We start from the raw sequence: 14,533 nt of genomic DNA, 5'->3' as shown, positions 1-14,533 counted from the left end.
TACAATTATACTTTACTTTATATAAATAGCGATTGTGAGATAGTTTTTGATACTTAAGAAATTTAAATTTTTAAAAGGATTTTTTACAAATAGCTTTGGTATTTTATTTTCAAGAATACTAGGCTTTATAAGAGATCTTATTACGGCTAACGTCCTTGGCGCAGGTGTTTATAGTGATATATTTTTTATAGCATTTAAGTTGCCAAACCTATTTAGAAGACTTTTTGGGGAAGGTGCCTTTACTCAAGCTTTTCTTCCTGGATTTGTAGCAGCCAAAAAGAAGTCACTTTTTAGTGCAAGTGTTTTGCTTAGATTTTTAGTTTTTATAGTTTTTTTAACCCTTATAGTGAATATTTTTGCTCCTTTTTTTACAAAACTAATAGCATTTGGATTTGATAAAAATACCATAGATATGGCAGTTCCATATGTAAAAATAAATTTTTGGTATTTAGTTTTTATATTTTTAGTTACTCTTTTTGCCTCTTTATTGCAATACAAATCACACTTTGCTACAACTGCTTTTTCTACTGCTTTATTAAATATATCTATGATAATTTCGCTTATCCTAGCAAAAGATAAATCAAAAGAAATTTCAGTTTTATACCTTAGCTATGGAGTTGTGGTTGGTGGAATTTTGCAAGCTTTTGTCCATATTTTAGCCTTAAAATATACAGGGATGCTAAGAGTTATAGTTGGTGGTTTTAAGGGTTTAAAAAATGGTAAAAAAGCTGATACAAAAGGTTTTTATAAAAACTTTTTTCATGGTGTAGTTGGGTCAAGCACGGCCCAAGTTGGAGCTTTTATAGACACTTGGTTTGCTAGTTTTTTAGCATTTGGTAGCATCAGCTATTTGTATTATGCAAATAGAATTTTTCAGCTTCCACTAGCTTTGTTTGCCATAGCCCTATCAACTGCTTTATTTCCTAAAATAAGCAAACAGATAAAAGCAGGTAATGACAAACTAGCCCTTGATCTTTTGTCAAAAAGCTTTCATTTTTTGTTTGGATTACTTCTGTTTAGCACAATTGGTGGAGTAATGCTTAGCAAGGAGATTATTTATATACTTTTTCAAAGAGGTGAGTTTACATCCCTAGACACACTAAACTCGGCAAAGGTTTTAAATATGTATATGATAGGACTCTTGCCATTTGGTTTAGCTAAAATTTTTTCACTCTGGCTATATGCAAAAATGAAACAAAACATAGCAGCAAAAATCACAATCCAAACACTAATTATAAATTTAATTAGTTGTGCTATTTTGATCAAGCCTTTTGGAGTTAGTGGGCTTGCACTTGCTAGTTCTATTGGTGGAAGCTACCTTTTTTATAGAAATATAAAAGAGTTTGGCTTTGGCAATTTTTTAGCTATAATTAATCTTAAAAAAATAACTTTAATTATAGCAATTTGTCTAATTGAAATTTTAATACTTTGGTTATTTAAGGAAATATTATATGCATATATTTGATAGTGTTTCAAAAAAAAAGGTGAAATTTGAACCGATTAAAGATGATATTGTAAGTATCTATGTGTGCGGTCCAACAGTTTATGATGATGCACATTTAGGACATGCTAAAAGTAGCATTAGCTTTGATTTACTTTGGAGAACACTAAGTGCACTTGGATACAATGTCAAATTTGTTAAAAACTTTACCGATATTGATGATAAAATACTAAACAAAATGAAAGAAAATGGTAAAAGCTTGAAGGAGATAACTAATTTTTATATAGATAGCTATCTAAGCGATATGGAAAAATTAAACATTAAAAGAGCCACTATTGAACCAAAAGCTACTGAAAATTTAGAAAGTATAATATCTTATATAAAAACCTTGCTTAAAAAAGAGATTGCATATATAACTAACGATGGAGTATATTTTGATACCTCAAAAGATGATAGATACTTAAGTCTTAGCGGTAAAAAAGATGAGTTAAATATAGCAAGAGTTAAAAGCTGTAGTGACAAAAAAGATGATAAAGATTTTGCGCTTTGGAAATTTGATGAAAATTGGTATGAAGCTCCATTTGGAAAAGGTCGCCCTGGTTGGCATAGTGAATGCGTTGCTATGATTAAAACTCACCTTGATAGTGGTGATGAAAAATATAGCATTGATATACATGCTGGTGGTATGGATTTGCTTTTTCCTCATCATGAAAATGAAGCGGCACAATGCAGATGTGCTGAACATAAAGATCTAGCAAAATATTGGATGCACAATGGCTTTGTTCAAGTTAATAATGAAAAAATGAGTAAAAGTCTAGGCAATAGCTTTTTTATAAAGGATGCTTTAAAGCTTGTTCCAGGTGAGGCTTTAAGATTTTATTTAATGAGTTCACATTATAGGGCAAATTTCAATTATAGTATTGATGATTTACTCGCGTCAAAAAGAAGACTTGATAAAATTTATAGACTAAAAAAAAGGGTTTTAGGATCCAAGCTTGGGACTATTGACAATAATTTTAAAGATGAAATTTTATCAGCTTTAAGTGATGATTTAAATATTTCATTAGCGCTCTCATATCTTGATAATTTTGTAAATTTATCAAATGACTATCTTGATAAAAATCCAAAAGATAAAACTAAAAAAGGTGAAATTTTAGCAAATTTAGAGCTAGTTAAAGATATTTTTGGAATTTTAGAAGTTGATAGTTTTGAGTATTTTCAGTTTGGAGTAAGCCAGGATGAGAAAGCAAAAATTAACTCCTTGATAGAAAAAAGAGATTTAGCTAAAAAAGATAAAAATTATGCATTAGCTGATAGTATTAGAGAAGAGTTGAGTAATATGGGAATTTCCATTATGGATACAGCAAATGGAACTGTTTGGGAGAAAAAATGAATGATGTAAAAAATATCTTAAGAAGATTTGCGCCATATATAAAAAACTATAAGGTACAATTTATACTAGCAATACTTGGTATGATAATGGCTGCAGCTGGAACAGCGGGAATAGCATGGTTAATTGAGCCTGTTTTAAATAAAATATTCGTAGAAAAAAACGAAAAGCTTTTATATATTTTACCATATGGAATCATTATAATATATATGATAAAAGGTGGCGGTGGATATATGCAAAAATACTTCACCGTATACATCGGACAAGACATAGTTAGGCAGTTTAGAGATAAGCTTGTTAACAACCTAATAAGCTTAGATATGAAATTTTTTAACGAGTTTAGAACTGGTGAACTTATGAGTAGAACCATAAATGATATAGATAGAATTAGAAATATAGTATCAAATATGATACCAGAACTTATAATGCATACAATAACTATTTTTGGTCTTTTGGGTGTTGTGATTTATAGAAGTCCTAAGCTAGCATTTTTTGCTTTAATAGTCTTTCCAATAGCCATTTACCCATTATCCATTTTAGCAAGAAAAGTTAAAAAAATATCAAAAAAATCTCAAGAAAAAACTTCTGATATAAGTTCAAATTTAAGTGAAATATTCACAAATATTGAAATTATAAAAGTTAGTAATGCTGAAAAAAAAGAACTTAACAAATTCAAAAAAGAAAATTATAAATTTTTTAAACTAAATTTAAAATCAGTTAAAATAGGCGAACTTGTAAGCCCTATAATGGAAACACTTGGTGCAATTGGTATAGCAAGTGTAATTATAATAGGCGGTAAAGAGGTTATAGATGGAACACTAACAGTAGGAAGCTTTTTCTCATTTGCAACCGCTCTTTTTCTACTTTATACTCCTATAAAAAAAATATCTAGCATATATAATCAAATGCAAGATGCAGTGGCTGCTAGTGAAAGAACATTTGATTTAATGGACAGGGTTCCAAATATAGTTGGCGGAGATCAAGAATTTCCTAAAATTGTAAATTCTATAAATATACAAGATATATGGTTGAGCTATGATGAGAAAGAGGTTTTAAAAGGCATTAACCTTGAAGTTAAAAAAGGAGAAATGCTAGCACTTGTTGGTAGTAGCGGAGGCGGAAAAACATCACTTATAAACGCACTTTTAAGATTTTATGATGTTAGCAGTGGTAATATTTTAATAAATAATCAAGACCTTTATGAGTTTAGTCTTAAAAGCATAAGAGATAATATCGGCCTTGTAAGCCAGCGCGTTTATATATTTAACGATACCATTGCAAACAATGTTGCTTATAGTGGAGAATTTGATGAAAACAAAGTCATGGAGGCTCTAAAGCAAGCAAATGCATATAGTTTTGTTAGTAAATTAGAAGATGGAATTTATACAAAACTAAGTGAATTTGGTGCAAATTTAAGTGGTGGACAAAGGCAAAGAATCGCAATTGCAAGAATGCTTTATAAAAATCCACAAATCATCATATTAGACGAAGCAACATCTGCGCTTGATAATGAAAGTGAAAGTGTAATTACTGAAGTTATAGACAAACTAAGAAAAGATAAAATTCTAATAGTAATTGCACATAGATTATCAACTGTTAAAAACGCAACAAATATAGCTGTTATAAATGATGGAAAAGTTGTTGGTTTTGGAGATGAAGAAGAGTTAAGTAAAAACTGTATTAGCTATCAAAAATTAAAAGGCACTTTATAGGTAGTTAGCAGTATTTAAACTAATTTAGGATAAAATGCACTTATTATTTTAAAAAAGGAAATTATGTTACCAGAATTTAATAAAATAACCCTAAAAAATGAGCTAGATGTCTATCACATACCTGTAAATTTGGGCTCAAATGTTATTAGCGTAAATGTTTTTTATAAAGTTGGTTCAAGAAATGAAACAATGGGCAAAAGTGGTATCGCCCATATGCTAGAGCATCTAAATTTTAAATCAACCAAAAATAGAAATGCTGGAGAATTTGATAAAATAGTTAAAGGTTTTGGTGGTGTGAATAATGCATCAACTAGCTTTGATTATACGCACTACTTTATAAAATGTTCCAAAGAAAATTTAGAAAAATCTCTTGAGTTGTATGCGGATATAATGGAAAATCTAAATTTGAAAGATGAAGAATTTCAACCTGAAAGAGATGTAGTTTTAGAAGAAAGACTTTGGAGAACTGATAACAATCCTTTTGGATATCTCTTTTTTAGACTATACAATAATGCGTTTTTATACCATCCATACCACTGGACTCCAATTGGTTTTAAAGATGATATTAAAAATTGGAAAATTGAAGATATTAGAGATTTTCATAGTAAATTTTACCAACCAAAAAATGCTTTCATAGTTATTTCTGGTGACATAGAAAAAGATATTGCCTTTAATAGTGTTAAAAAATATTTTGAAAATATTGAAAATAGACAAGAATTACCAACAATGCACACTTATGAACCAAAGCAAGATGGTGAAAAACTTGTATATATTAAAAAAGATAGCGAAGTTGAAATTTTAGCAATGGCTTATAAAATACCACCATTTTTACATAAAGATAGCACTGCGATTGAGGCTATTAGAGAGTATTTAGGTGAAGGTAAAAGTTCAATTTTAAATAAAATTTTAGTTGATGAGAAAAAACTAGCTAGTAATGTTGAAGTTTATAATTTTTCAAGCATTGATGAAAATCTTTTTATAATTTTTGCCATTTGTAACCAAGGCATTAAAGCTGAAAGCATTAAAGCTGAAATTTTAGAAATACTCGAAAGTGAAAAAGAAAAAGATATATCAGATGATGATTTTGAAAAGATTAAAAATAGTGTAAAATCAGACATAATATACTCCTTTGATAGTGCTAGTAAAACTGCTTCAATCTTTGGAAATTATATAGCAAAAGATGGACTTGATGATTTAATAAAAACAGAAGAAAAAATTGCTTTGCTAAACAAAGAGGATATTAAAAACACTTTAAATACCTACTTTGTAAATAATAGCCTAACAACTCTAATCTTAAGAAAGGATTAAACTTGGACAATAATATAATAACTGGAGCGATGACAGCACTAGTAACTCCTATTAAAAATGATAAGTTAGATGAAGAGACTTATGCAAAATTAATTCAAAGACAAATTGATAATGGAATTGACGCTGTTGTGCCTGTTGGAACAACAGGAGAAAGTGCTACTTTAACTCATGATGAACATAGAGTCTGCATAGAAATAGCAGTTGATGTTTGCAAAAATACAAAAACCAAAGTTTTAGCTGGTGCTGGAAGTAACGCAACTCATGAAGCAGTTGGGCTTGCTAAATTTGCTCAAGAGCATGGCGCAGATGGAATTTTATCCGTAACTCCTTATTACAACAAGCCAACTCAAAAAGGGCTCTACCTTCACTATAAAGAGATAGCAAACTCAGTAGAAATTCCTGTGCTTTTATATAATGTTCCAGGAAGATGTGCTTGTGAGATAGGCACTGAAACAATTATAAAATTATTTAGAGATTGTGAAAATATTTATGGGGTTAAAGAAGCTAGTGGTAATATAGAAAAATGTGTAGATCTACTTGCACATGAGCCAAGGCTTATAGTAATTAGCGGAGAAGATGCTATAAACTATCCTATTTTAAGCAATGGTGGAAAAGGTGTTATATCAGTTACTTCAAATTTACTACCAGATTATACCGCTAGTTTAACACATTTTGCAATGGATAGTGATTTCCTTAAGGCAAAAGAGATTAATGACAATATGTATAATGTAAATAAGGTTATGTTTTGTGAAAGCAACCCAATCCCAGTAAAAGCTGCAATGTATATAGCAGGGCTTATCCCTACTTTAGAATATAGGCTTCCACTTTGCAAGCCTAGTAAAGAAAATTTAAAAAATATAGAAAAAGTAATAACACAATATAATATAAAAGGATTTTAATGAATGATTTTTTTAAAGGTAAAACTTTAGTAATTAGTGGTGGAACAAGAGGTGTAGGAAGAGCTATAATTGAAGAATTTGCAAAAGCTGGTGTAAATATAGCTTTTACATATAACTCGAATGCAGATTTAGCTAAAGATATCGAAAAAGAATTAGAAGAGACTCATGGAATAAAAGCTAAATCATACCCTTTAAATATATTAGAACCAGAAACATACAAAGAGCTATTTTTAGAAATCGATAAAGATTTTGATAGAGTTGATTTTTTTATATCAAATGCAATAATCTCAGGTAGAGCTGTTGTTGGTGGATATACTAAATTTATGAGATTAAAACCAAGGGGTTTAAATAACATATTTACAGCAACAGTTAATGCATTTGTAATTGGAGCACAAGAAGCTGCAAAAAGAATGCAAAAAGTTGGTGGTGGAAGTATAATTTCAATATCATCAACTGGAAATTTAAAATATATAGAAAACTACTCAGGACATGGAACTTGCAAGGCTGCTGTTGAGGCTATGGTTAGATATGCAGCAACCGAACTTGGCGAGTTTAACATTAGAGCCAATGCAGTAAGTGGAGGTCCGCTTGATACAGATGCATTAAAGGCATTTGTTAACTATGAAGAGGTAAGAAATGAAACTGCTAAAAGAAGTCCTCTTGGAAGAATGGGAGAGCCAAACGACCTAGCTGGTGCATGTCTATTTATATGCTCAGATAAAGCTTCGTGGATGACAGGTCATACTCTTATAATTGACGGGGGAACTACATTTAAATAATGATGAATTTACCAAATTTACTAGCTATTTTTAGAGTCTTTTTAGCTTTTTTATTTTTCTTTTTACTTGTTAATTTTGGTGCGATGTTTCCTAATATTCACCAAAGTTGGGTAAACTACTTTGCTGCTTTAGTTTTTGTAATAGCTTCTGTGACTGATTTTTTTGATGGCTATATAGCAAGAAGCTGGAACCAGATTACAAAATTTGGGGCTATAATTGACCCGCTTGCTGATAAAATGCTAACTCTTGCTGGCTTTTTAGGGCTTATGTATCTTGGAAGGGCAAATGAATGGGCTGTTTATCTTATACTAATAAGAGAGTTTTTTATAACAGGCTTTAGGGTTATAATGGTTAGCGACAATGTAGATGTGGCAGCTAGTATGGCTGGAAAAGTAAAAACAGTTTTCCAAATGATAGCTATTGGATTTTTAACAATGGATTGGTTTGGTGGAGATATATTACTTTGGATATCTGTGATTTTAACACTTTATTCAGGGTATGAGTATGTAAATGGATATATTAAAGAGATGAGAAATAGAGGTCAAATTTGAATAAAAAAGCACTAAATTTATTAGTTGTAGTATTTTTCCTAGGACTTGCTTTTAACCATTGGGGTATGCACTTTGCTATAACAATTTTAGCAATATCATTTTTGATATTCTTTCATGAGTTGGGGCATTACCTAGCAGCTCGACAACTAGGCGTGGCTATTAATGTTTTTAGTATTGGTTTTGGAGAAAAAGTATATAGTAAAAAAATAGGCAACACAGAGTATGCAATTAGCTCAATTCCACTTGGTGGATATGTAAGCTTAAAAGGTCAAGAAGATTTAGATCCTAATTTAAAAAACTATGATAAGGATAGCTACAACTCTTTAAGTCCACTAGGTAGAATTTATATACTTTTTGCAGGACCATTTTTTAATATAATTTTAGCATTTTTTATATACATAGCTCTTGGATATATAGGAGTTGAAAAACTTGCACCAACTATTGGCTATATAGGCGAAAACTCAGCTGCAAGCTCGGCAAATTTAGTGGTAAATGATAAAATTTTAAGTATAGATGAAAAGCCTATTAGAGAATGGGATGACATTAAAAAACTTGTAAAGCTAGAACCTGTTAATCTTGAAATTTTAAGAGATGAAAAGATTATAAATATCTCTGTAACGCCAAAAATTGGGCAATCTAAAACTATTTTTGGCGAAGATATAGAAAAACCTTTAATTGGCATAGGTCCAAAAGGTGATTTAGTAACTTTGTATAATAAAGGCTTAAACTCATTTAGTTTTGCTCTAGATGAAACCATAAAAGCTTCAAAACTTATAGTTGTAAGTGTTGAAAAACTTGTAACAGGTGTTGTTCCTGTAAAAGAGATGGGTGGGATAGTTGCAATGGCTGATATAACTACAAAAGCAGCTGGAATTAGCATATCTGTTTTACTCTTAATAGTAGCACTAATATCTGTAAACTTAGGCGTTTTAAACCTATTTCCAATACCTGTTTTAGATGGTGGACATATAGTTTTTAATATATATGAACTTATATTTAAAAAGCCTGTTCCGCAAAAAGTTTTTGCGGCATTTAGCTATGTTGGAATGGCTTGTCTTGTAACATTAATGCTTTTTACAATATTTAATGACTTCTTTAGACTTTTTGGTGGTTATGCAAATGGTTAATTTAAAAAATCTTTTAGAAAACATTGATGAAATTTCAAATCAAGAAAAAGTAAAACTAGTTGCAGTTAGTAAAAATGTAACCGAAAAAGAGGTGATAGAGCTATACAATCAAGGACAAATTGATTTTGGTGAAAACAGAGTTCAAGAGCTAAAAAGAAAACAAGATATTCTTAGTTCCTACCCTTTAAAATGGCATTTTATAGGAACTTTACAGAAAAATAAGATAAATCATATGCTTACAACCAAACCTGTTTTGTGGCAAAGTTGTAGTAGTTTAGAGTTGGCTTATGAAGTAGATAAAAGGGCTAAATTTAGTTTAAATACCCTACTTCAGATAAACACTGCCCTTGAAGATACAAAAAGTGGCGTTGAACCAAATTTAGCTATAGAAACATATTTACAAATAAAAGAAGAATGCAAAAATCTAAACCTTCAAGGCATTATGTGCATAGGTGCAAATAGTGATGATAAAATTAAAGTAGCTAAGACTTTTGAAGATACATATAAAATATATCAAAATCTTCAAAAATATGGGGTTAAAATTTGCTCTATGGGAATGAGTGGAGACTATGAAATTGCTATAAAATCAGGCTCAAATATGATAAGATTGGGGAGTATGTTGTATAGATAGATTAAATTTTATATATAGCAATAGGTGCTCAAAAGACTATTTCTTTTAGTAAAACTTTGTTTTGTTAAATTCATATCAAATCTATCTTGTCCGTCAAATTTGTATACATCTTGAAAAATATATTTATGTAAATCTTTTAAATGTTGATAATCAAATGTTCCTTTGATAGATACTTTATTATTAATTATCTCTTTCTCTATAATTGTTGCATAATGCCTTTCTACTTTCCTAAATTCATTATAATCTGCAATTTTTAAAAAACTTTTTTTAATTCATCTGAATTTATTATTTGCTGATTTTCTATACCATATAAAACTTCACTTAATGTTGTATCTTTGCCACCAGTTTTACTATCAATAACAGAGTTTTTTAAAGAAGTAAAATCATTAAGTTTAAAATCATCTATTACAAAATCTTTACAAGCAACTACTATCTTATCTTTGTAACTTCCTAATAAAGTTTCTTGTGCCTCTAAGCCTATTGAGTTTACAATATGACAAGATATATACTCACTAAAACAACTATTTGTGTAAGATAAATCAAAGTTTTTTGTAGGCTTTGGTGGAAACTTAAGCATATAATTTTCTTCATTATAAATAATGCCTATTTTACTTCCATTTGCTCCACCATATTGCCTAAATTTGTTTATTTCGCAATTTGTAAAATCTATCATTATAAATACTTTTCTCTTAAATAATTTGCAAACTCAACTGAAATTTCATTACCGTGTTGAGCTGAATTTATATTGCCATATAATTGACACCAATATAAATCCCAATTTATTTTATCTTCTTCTTTTCTATTTACCCAAACTTCAATATCATCTTTTAAATATCGTGGTAATGTTCTTTCATCAAATTCTGTATATTTTGTATTATTAGTATTCTTAGATACATCATTTTGTTTAGTTGTATCTGCTTGTAATTCAGCTCTAGCCTCTTTAAGCACTTCATCTAAAGCTGAAGTATCAACATCTTTAAAATCAAAATCTTCTATAATATTTGATTTTAAAGTTTCTTTTAGCTCATTGTTAAAATAATTTTCCAAACTATGTTCGTTGTCTACATTTGTTTCAATAATTTTATTTACACAAAATTTAAACCAATCAAATTTTTGATTTAAATTAACTGCCAAAATATGAATTTCATCAGTATTCATTTCATTTAATGATATATAACCATTCTTTTGATTATGTTCAAATCCATTATTTATCATAAAGTTCTTAATTTTTTTATAGGCATTGCTAGTATCACTAAAATGTTCTAAAATCTTTTCAGTTTTTAAATCAAAGTTTATATACTTTCTATGCTTCTTGTCGCCCATAAATTAACCTTATTTTCTATATATCTTTTCATAAGATTACTGCCTTTAATACCTTGCAAATCTTTATCTCCATCAGTTTCTAAAAAAGCCATTTCTTTACAATTATCTACAAACCATTGTCTTCTTGATAAACGAGTTGCTGTAAATATCATAATGTTGGCTAAATCATTTCTATCAGATGGTGCTTCGTATATATGATTATCTCTTTTAATGAGTATACCCTTAGCTAAATCATCAATTTTAGCATATAACTCATCAACACTATACTTACCCTCTCTTTTTATTTTTTCTTCATCTAAAAGCAATCTAACACCTATTTTATCTCTCATAATTTACTCCTTATATTTTTAGCTGAATTTTCTTTTAATAGTATTTTAACTTCATCATCAATTTTTCTATTGAATTTAGATAAAGAATTAAAAAGAAAAACTCTATAAAAACCGCCATCTTTTGTTTGCTTAAATACAAACTTGTAATAAATAGTCATTAAAAACATATAAGCTGTTATATTAAATACTAAACTACTACCCATTTTTAAATTTATTAAAATTAAAATTATTAGTATAAAATTAAATCCACTTGCAAACAAATAAACAATTACTAATTTAAGTCTATACTGTTCTTTATATAGAGTATTTAATAAACTTACTTTATCATTATTTAACCCCATATAACTTACCCTTTAATTAAATTTTATCTTTGTTTATTTATTTTATTAGTATTCTTAGATACATCATTTTGTTTAGCTGTATCTGCTTGTAATTCAGCCCTAGCTTCTTTAAGCACTTCATCTAAAGCTGAATATCTGTTGTATTATTATAAATAAATTTATAGCTTTCTTGCTGACATTTATTTAATAAATTTGTTAAAGCTTCCTTATCGCTCATTGATTTTATATATTCTTCTCTATCGTCAAATTTTATTAGTGGTGGTATCATATCATTTCTTATAAATTGCATAGCCATTAGTAATCTTCCAATTCTACCATTACCATCTCCAAAAGGGTGTATTTTTTCAAACTTGATATGAAAATCTGCTATCTCTTCAATCTTTGTTGGCTCATCTTGATACAATAAATTTTCTAAATCAGTTTTGATTTTATGTGGTAAACTTAGTTTAACATTTACTCCTTTAATTGCTCTTTCATCTGTTCTATAAGCTCCAATAGTAGTGTTTAATTTTTCCGGGCATACATCATAAGCTTTATTAAACATTAAAGCGTGTAAATCTTTTATAAAATCAGCAGTTAAAGTTCTTTTGGTAAATCCACTTCTTAAAATTTCATCATAAGCACTTGCAAATCCTAAAATAATTAATTGTTCGCTTAAAGGTTTGCCATTAGCTGTTATTCCTTTTTCAAGAAGTCTTTTAGTTTCTCCATAATTTAATGTAGTTCCCTCTATTCTATTGCTGTGATGAGTAATTTCAACTCTTAGTTTTTGAAATAGTTTATCTCTATCTTTTAAAGATAGTTCACTTAATTTTGGTATTTTATTCATTTTTTAATACTTTCTCTCTTTTACTTTAAAATACTCTAAAATTTTTTCAGTTTTTAAATCAAAATTTATATACTTTCTATGCTTCTTGTTGTCCATAATTTAAAACCCTCTTGTATATATGTTTCCATCAAATCATCTTCACTAGCTGTATATATGCTCTTATCTCCATCAGCTTCTAAAAGCACTAATTCTTTACAATTATCTACAAACCATTGTCTTCTTGATAAACGAGTTAAAGTAAATATCATAATATTTGCTAAATCATTTCTATTAGATGGTGCTTCATATATATGATTATCTCTTTTAATGAGTATACCCTTAGCTAAATCATCAATTTTAGCATATAGCTCATCAACACTATATTTGCCCTCTCTTTTTATTTTTTCTTCATCTAAAAGTAATCTAACACCTATTTTATCTCTCATAATTTACTCCTTATTTTGTTTTTCTTTAAATTTTTCATATATATAAATTACTATACCAATAACTATACAAACACCTATAACCTTTAAGAAAAAATAAAATTCTGCCTCATTTGTTGTATATCTACCAGTATTGGATGTCTGATTTTGGTCCACTTATTATAACTTCGTATGGAGTATCCCAATGATATATTTCATACGATAACTTTCCAATAATTAAAATCGCAAGAACGATATAAAAATAAAATTTATCCTTCATTAATTTCCTTTATTTTTTATAATATTTTCTTTATTGATATTCTTTACTCGCTTTTTCCCATTCATCAAAAGCTTTATCTTTTTTAACTTCTAATTCTGTCCTTGTATCTATTTCGCCCATTACTGGCTTGACTTTTCCATCTGCTCCTCTACCAACTATTCTATCTAAAACTCCTGCTTGTCTAGCTTTTCTTTCTGCTTCTTGCTTGTTGCAAAAATCTTCTTCAGCTTGATTTTTTGGAGTTTCTGGAACACCCCAAAGAGCATTCCAGCACTTAAAATCATCTCTCATTTTATCTTCAAACCAAGCTATAGCTTCTTCACAATTTCTTAATCTTCTTTTTCCATTTTCTAGTTCTTCCCATTCACTATTTCCAGTTTTATTATTCTCCTTGCACCATCTGTAATTATCTGCTTCTATTATCTTCATACATTTTAAAAATGTTTTAGTGTCTTTTCTGTAACTATCATTTTCCTTGCACCACTCATAGCTTAACTCATTAGCATACAAACTACCTACTAGCAATGCTGCTGCTATAACTAGCTTTTTTATTTTTTACCTATTATTATATTTATATTTTATTTTTACATACACTATATAAAGTTACTTATATCATAATGCAAAAACAAATGATAATGAAATAAATAGTTATTAATTTTAGGCACTTTATATTATAAAATGCCTAAAATTACCACAACATAGTTAGAAGCTTTCTTTTACGCTTTTGCACCATTTTTCAACTCTAGTTTGCCAGTTTTTATCACCTTTAAAATCTACACATAGTCCTATAAATTTACCATTTATAAAAGCTGATGATTTTTTAATCTCATAGCCATCAAGTTCTGTTTGACCAATAAAATTTACACCTTTTATTTTTGGTAAAAAATCAACTAAAGCAGAACAAAAACTATCAGCATGCCTGGCTAAACCTCCAATTCCAACTAATGCAACGGTTTTTTCTTTAAAATTAATCTCATCAAGTAGTTCTAAATTTTCAAACCAATCATCTTGCAAGTCACCAAAACCATAGCTAGATGTTGCTAATATAAATTTAGTGTATTTATCAAAATCTGCAACTTTAGCATCCTTTATATCAAATATATCAGCGTCTAGCTTTTTAGCTATAAACTCACTAACTTCTTTTGTGTTTCCACTACTACTTCCAAAAAATATTGCAATCTTTTCCATATTT

18 protein-coding genes are annotated in these 14,533 nt (G+C 28.9%); 9 read left to right on the top strand and 9 right to left on the bottom strand.

The annotated features are described in order from the left end of the window. Positions 1-46 precede the first annotated feature (46 nt). The 9 genes from murJ (at position 47) to CBLAS_RS04375 (ending at position 9,838) form a co-directional block, all read left to right on the top strand. Positions 47-1,465, top strand: coding sequence for a murein biosynthesis integral membrane protein MurJ (murJ, locus tag CBLAS_RS04415; protein WP_241517576.1), 1,419 nt, complete (start codon positions 47-49; stop codon positions 1,463-1,465). Next, complete coding sequence (cysS, locus tag CBLAS_RS04410; RefSeq protein ID WP_106870547.1) at positions 1,452-2,834, top strand: cysteine--tRNA ligase; 1,383 nt, start codon at positions 1,452-1,454, stop codon at positions 2,832-2,834. The genes murJ and cysS overlap by 14 nt, the downstream gene beginning before the upstream one ends. Further along, positions 2,831-4,543 carry an ABC transporter ATP-binding protein gene (locus CBLAS_RS04405; RefSeq protein WP_106870640.1) on the top strand — a complete coding sequence of 571 codons (1,713 nt, stop codon included), beginning with the start codon at positions 2,831-2,833 and terminating at the stop codon, positions 4,541-4,543. Before cysS ends, CBLAS_RS04405 begins: the two co-directional genes overlap by 4 nt. Before the next feature lie 63 nt (positions 4,544-4,606). Beyond that, positions 4,607-5,851: a M16 family metallopeptidase gene (locus tag CBLAS_RS04400; RefSeq protein WP_106870545.1), complete on the top strand. Its 1,245-nt coding sequence runs from the start codon at positions 4,607-4,609 to the stop codon at positions 5,849-5,851. A 2-nt stretch (positions 5,852-5,853) separates the two neighbouring features. Continuing rightward, on the top strand, positions 5,854-6,750 hold the full coding sequence (dapA, locus tag CBLAS_RS04395) for a 4-hydroxy-tetrahydrodipicolinate synthase (protein ID WP_106870543.1): 897 nt from the start codon (positions 5,854-5,856) through the stop codon (positions 6,748-6,750). Beyond that, positions 6,750-7,529, top strand: a complete 780-nt coding sequence (locus CBLAS_RS04390) for an enoyl-ACP reductase (RefSeq protein ID WP_106870541.1) — start codon at positions 6,750-6,752, stop codon at positions 7,527-7,529. Before dapA ends, CBLAS_RS04390 begins: the two co-directional genes overlap by 1 nt. After that, positions 7,526-8,080, top strand: a complete 555-nt coding sequence (gene pgsA, locus CBLAS_RS04385; protein ID WP_106870539.1) for a CDP-diacylglycerol--glycerol-3-phosphate 3-phosphatidyltransferase — start codon at positions 7,526-7,528, stop codon at positions 8,078-8,080. Before CBLAS_RS04390 ends, pgsA begins: the two co-directional genes overlap by 4 nt. Before the next feature lie 65 nt (positions 8,081-8,145). Continuing rightward, the gene (gene rseP / locus CBLAS_RS04380; RefSeq protein WP_106870637.1) at positions 8,146-9,207 is read left to right on the top strand and encodes an RIP metalloprotease RseP; all 1,062 of its coding nucleotides are present in this window, start codon (positions 8,146-8,148) and stop codon (positions 9,205-9,207) included. Further along, a complete protein-coding gene (locus CBLAS_RS04375; RefSeq protein WP_106870635.1) occupies positions 9,200-9,838 on the top strand; it encodes a YggS family pyridoxal phosphate-dependent enzyme in 639 nt (212 codons plus the stop codon). Before rseP ends, CBLAS_RS04375 begins: the two co-directional genes overlap by 8 nt. A 253-nt stretch (positions 9,839-10,091) precedes the next feature. Here the strand turns inward: CBLAS_RS04375 and CBLAS_RS04370 are convergent, their stop codons facing one another. From CBLAS_RS04370 to CBLAS_RS04330, 9 genes are all read right to left on the bottom strand, one after another. Continuing rightward, positions 10,092-10,511, bottom strand: coding sequence for a HipA domain-containing protein (locus CBLAS_RS04370; RefSeq protein WP_106870536.1), 420 nt, complete (start codon positions 10,509-10,511; stop codon positions 10,092-10,094). Next, positions 10,511-11,161 (bottom strand): hypothetical protein, encoded by a 651-nt coding sequence (locus tag CBLAS_RS04365; RefSeq protein ID WP_106870534.1) that lies wholly within the window; start codon positions 11,159-11,161, stop codon positions 10,511-10,513. The genes CBLAS_RS04370 and CBLAS_RS04365 overlap by 1 nt, the downstream gene beginning before the upstream one ends. Then, positions 11,131-11,490: a hypothetical protein gene (locus CBLAS_RS04360; protein ID WP_106870532.1), complete on the bottom strand. Its 360-nt coding sequence runs from the start codon at positions 11,488-11,490 to the stop codon at positions 11,131-11,133. The genes CBLAS_RS04365 and CBLAS_RS04360 overlap by 31 nt, the downstream gene beginning before the upstream one ends. Next, on the bottom strand, positions 11,487-11,831 hold the full coding sequence (locus tag CBLAS_RS04355) for a hypothetical protein (RefSeq protein WP_106870529.1): 345 nt from the start codon (positions 11,829-11,831) through the stop codon (positions 11,487-11,489). The genes CBLAS_RS04360 and CBLAS_RS04355 overlap by 4 nt, the downstream gene beginning before the upstream one ends. Positions 11,832-11,952: 121 nt before the next feature. Further along, on the bottom strand, positions 11,953-12,660 hold the full coding sequence (locus CBLAS_RS04350) for a Fic family protein (protein ID WP_241517575.1): 708 nt from the start codon (positions 12,658-12,660) through the stop codon (positions 11,953-11,955). 65 nt (positions 12,661-12,725) lie between these two features. After that, positions 12,726-13,085: a hypothetical protein gene (locus CBLAS_RS04345; protein WP_106870527.1), complete on the bottom strand. Its 360-nt coding sequence runs from the start codon at positions 13,083-13,085 to the stop codon at positions 12,726-12,728. A gap of 3 nt (positions 13,086-13,088) precedes the next feature. Beyond that, complete coding sequence (locus tag CBLAS_RS04340) at positions 13,089-13,238, bottom strand: hypothetical protein (protein WP_172658180.1); 150 nt, start codon at positions 13,236-13,238, stop codon at positions 13,089-13,091. 133 nt (positions 13,239-13,371) lie between these two features. After that, on the bottom strand, positions 13,372-13,866 hold the full coding sequence (locus CBLAS_RS04335) for a hypothetical protein (RefSeq protein ID WP_106870525.1): 495 nt from the start codon (positions 13,864-13,866) through the stop codon (positions 13,372-13,374). Positions 13,867-14,043: 177 nt separating this feature from the next. Next, positions 14,044-14,529 (bottom strand): flavodoxin domain-containing protein, encoded by a 486-nt coding sequence (locus CBLAS_RS04330; RefSeq protein ID WP_106870523.1) that lies wholly within the window; start codon positions 14,527-14,529, stop codon positions 14,044-14,046. Between the last annotated feature and the right edge of the window lie 4 nt (positions 14,530-14,533).

This window comes from Campylobacter blaseri (genome assembly GCF_013201895.1).
GTDB lineage: Bacteria > Campylobacterota > Campylobacteria > Campylobacterales > Campylobacteraceae > Campylobacter_B > Campylobacter_B blaseri.
Note: the sequence above shows the minus strand (reverse complement) of the source record. Positions and strands in the feature narration are given on the sequence as shown.

Coding starts and splice junctions, on each gene's coding strand:
- cysS (WP_106870547.1), top strand. CDS start 1,452: ATGCATATATTTGATAGTGTTTCAAAAAAAAAGGTGAAATTTGAACCG.
- CBLAS_RS04405 (WP_106870640.1), top strand. CDS start 2,831: ATGAATGATGTAAAAAATATCTTAAGAAGATTTGCGCCATATATAAAA.
- CBLAS_RS04400 (WP_106870545.1), top strand. CDS start 4,607: ATGTTACCAGAATTTAATAAAATAACCCTAAAAAATGAGCTAGATGTC.
- CBLAS_RS04390 (WP_106870541.1), top strand. CDS start 6,750: ATGAATGATTTTTTTAAAGGTAAAACTTTAGTAATTAGTGGTGGAACA.
- rseP (WP_106870637.1), top strand. CDS start 8,146: ATGCACTTTGCTATAACAATTTTAGCAATATCATTTTTGATATTCTTT.
- CBLAS_RS04375 (WP_106870635.1), top strand. CDS start 9,200: ATGGTTAATTTAAAAAATCTTTTAGAAAACATTGATGAAATTTCAAAT.
- CBLAS_RS04370 (WP_106870536.1), bottom strand. CDS start 10,511: ATGATAGATTTTACAAATTGCGAAATAAACAAATTTAGGCAATATGGT.
- CBLAS_RS04365 (WP_106870534.1), bottom strand. CDS start 11,161: ATGGGCGACAAGAAGCATAGAAAGTATATAAACTTTGATTTAAAAACT.
- CBLAS_RS04360 (WP_106870532.1), bottom strand. CDS start 11,490: ATGAGAGATAAAATAGGTGTTAGATTGCTTTTAGATGAAGAAAAAATA.
- CBLAS_RS04355 (WP_106870529.1), bottom strand. CDS start 11,831: ATGGGGTTAAATAATGATAAAGTAAGTTTATTAAATACTCTATATAAA.
- CBLAS_RS04350 (WP_241517575.1), bottom strand. CDS start 12,660: ATGAATAAAATACCAAAATTAAGTGAACTATCTTTAAAAGATAGAGAT.
- CBLAS_RS04345 (WP_106870527.1), bottom strand. CDS start 13,085: ATGAGAGATAAAATAGGTGTTAGATTACTTTTAGATGAAGAAAAAATA.
- CBLAS_RS04330 (WP_106870523.1), bottom strand. CDS start 14,529: ATGGAAAAGATTGCAATATTTTTTGGAAGTAGTAGTGGAAACACAAAA.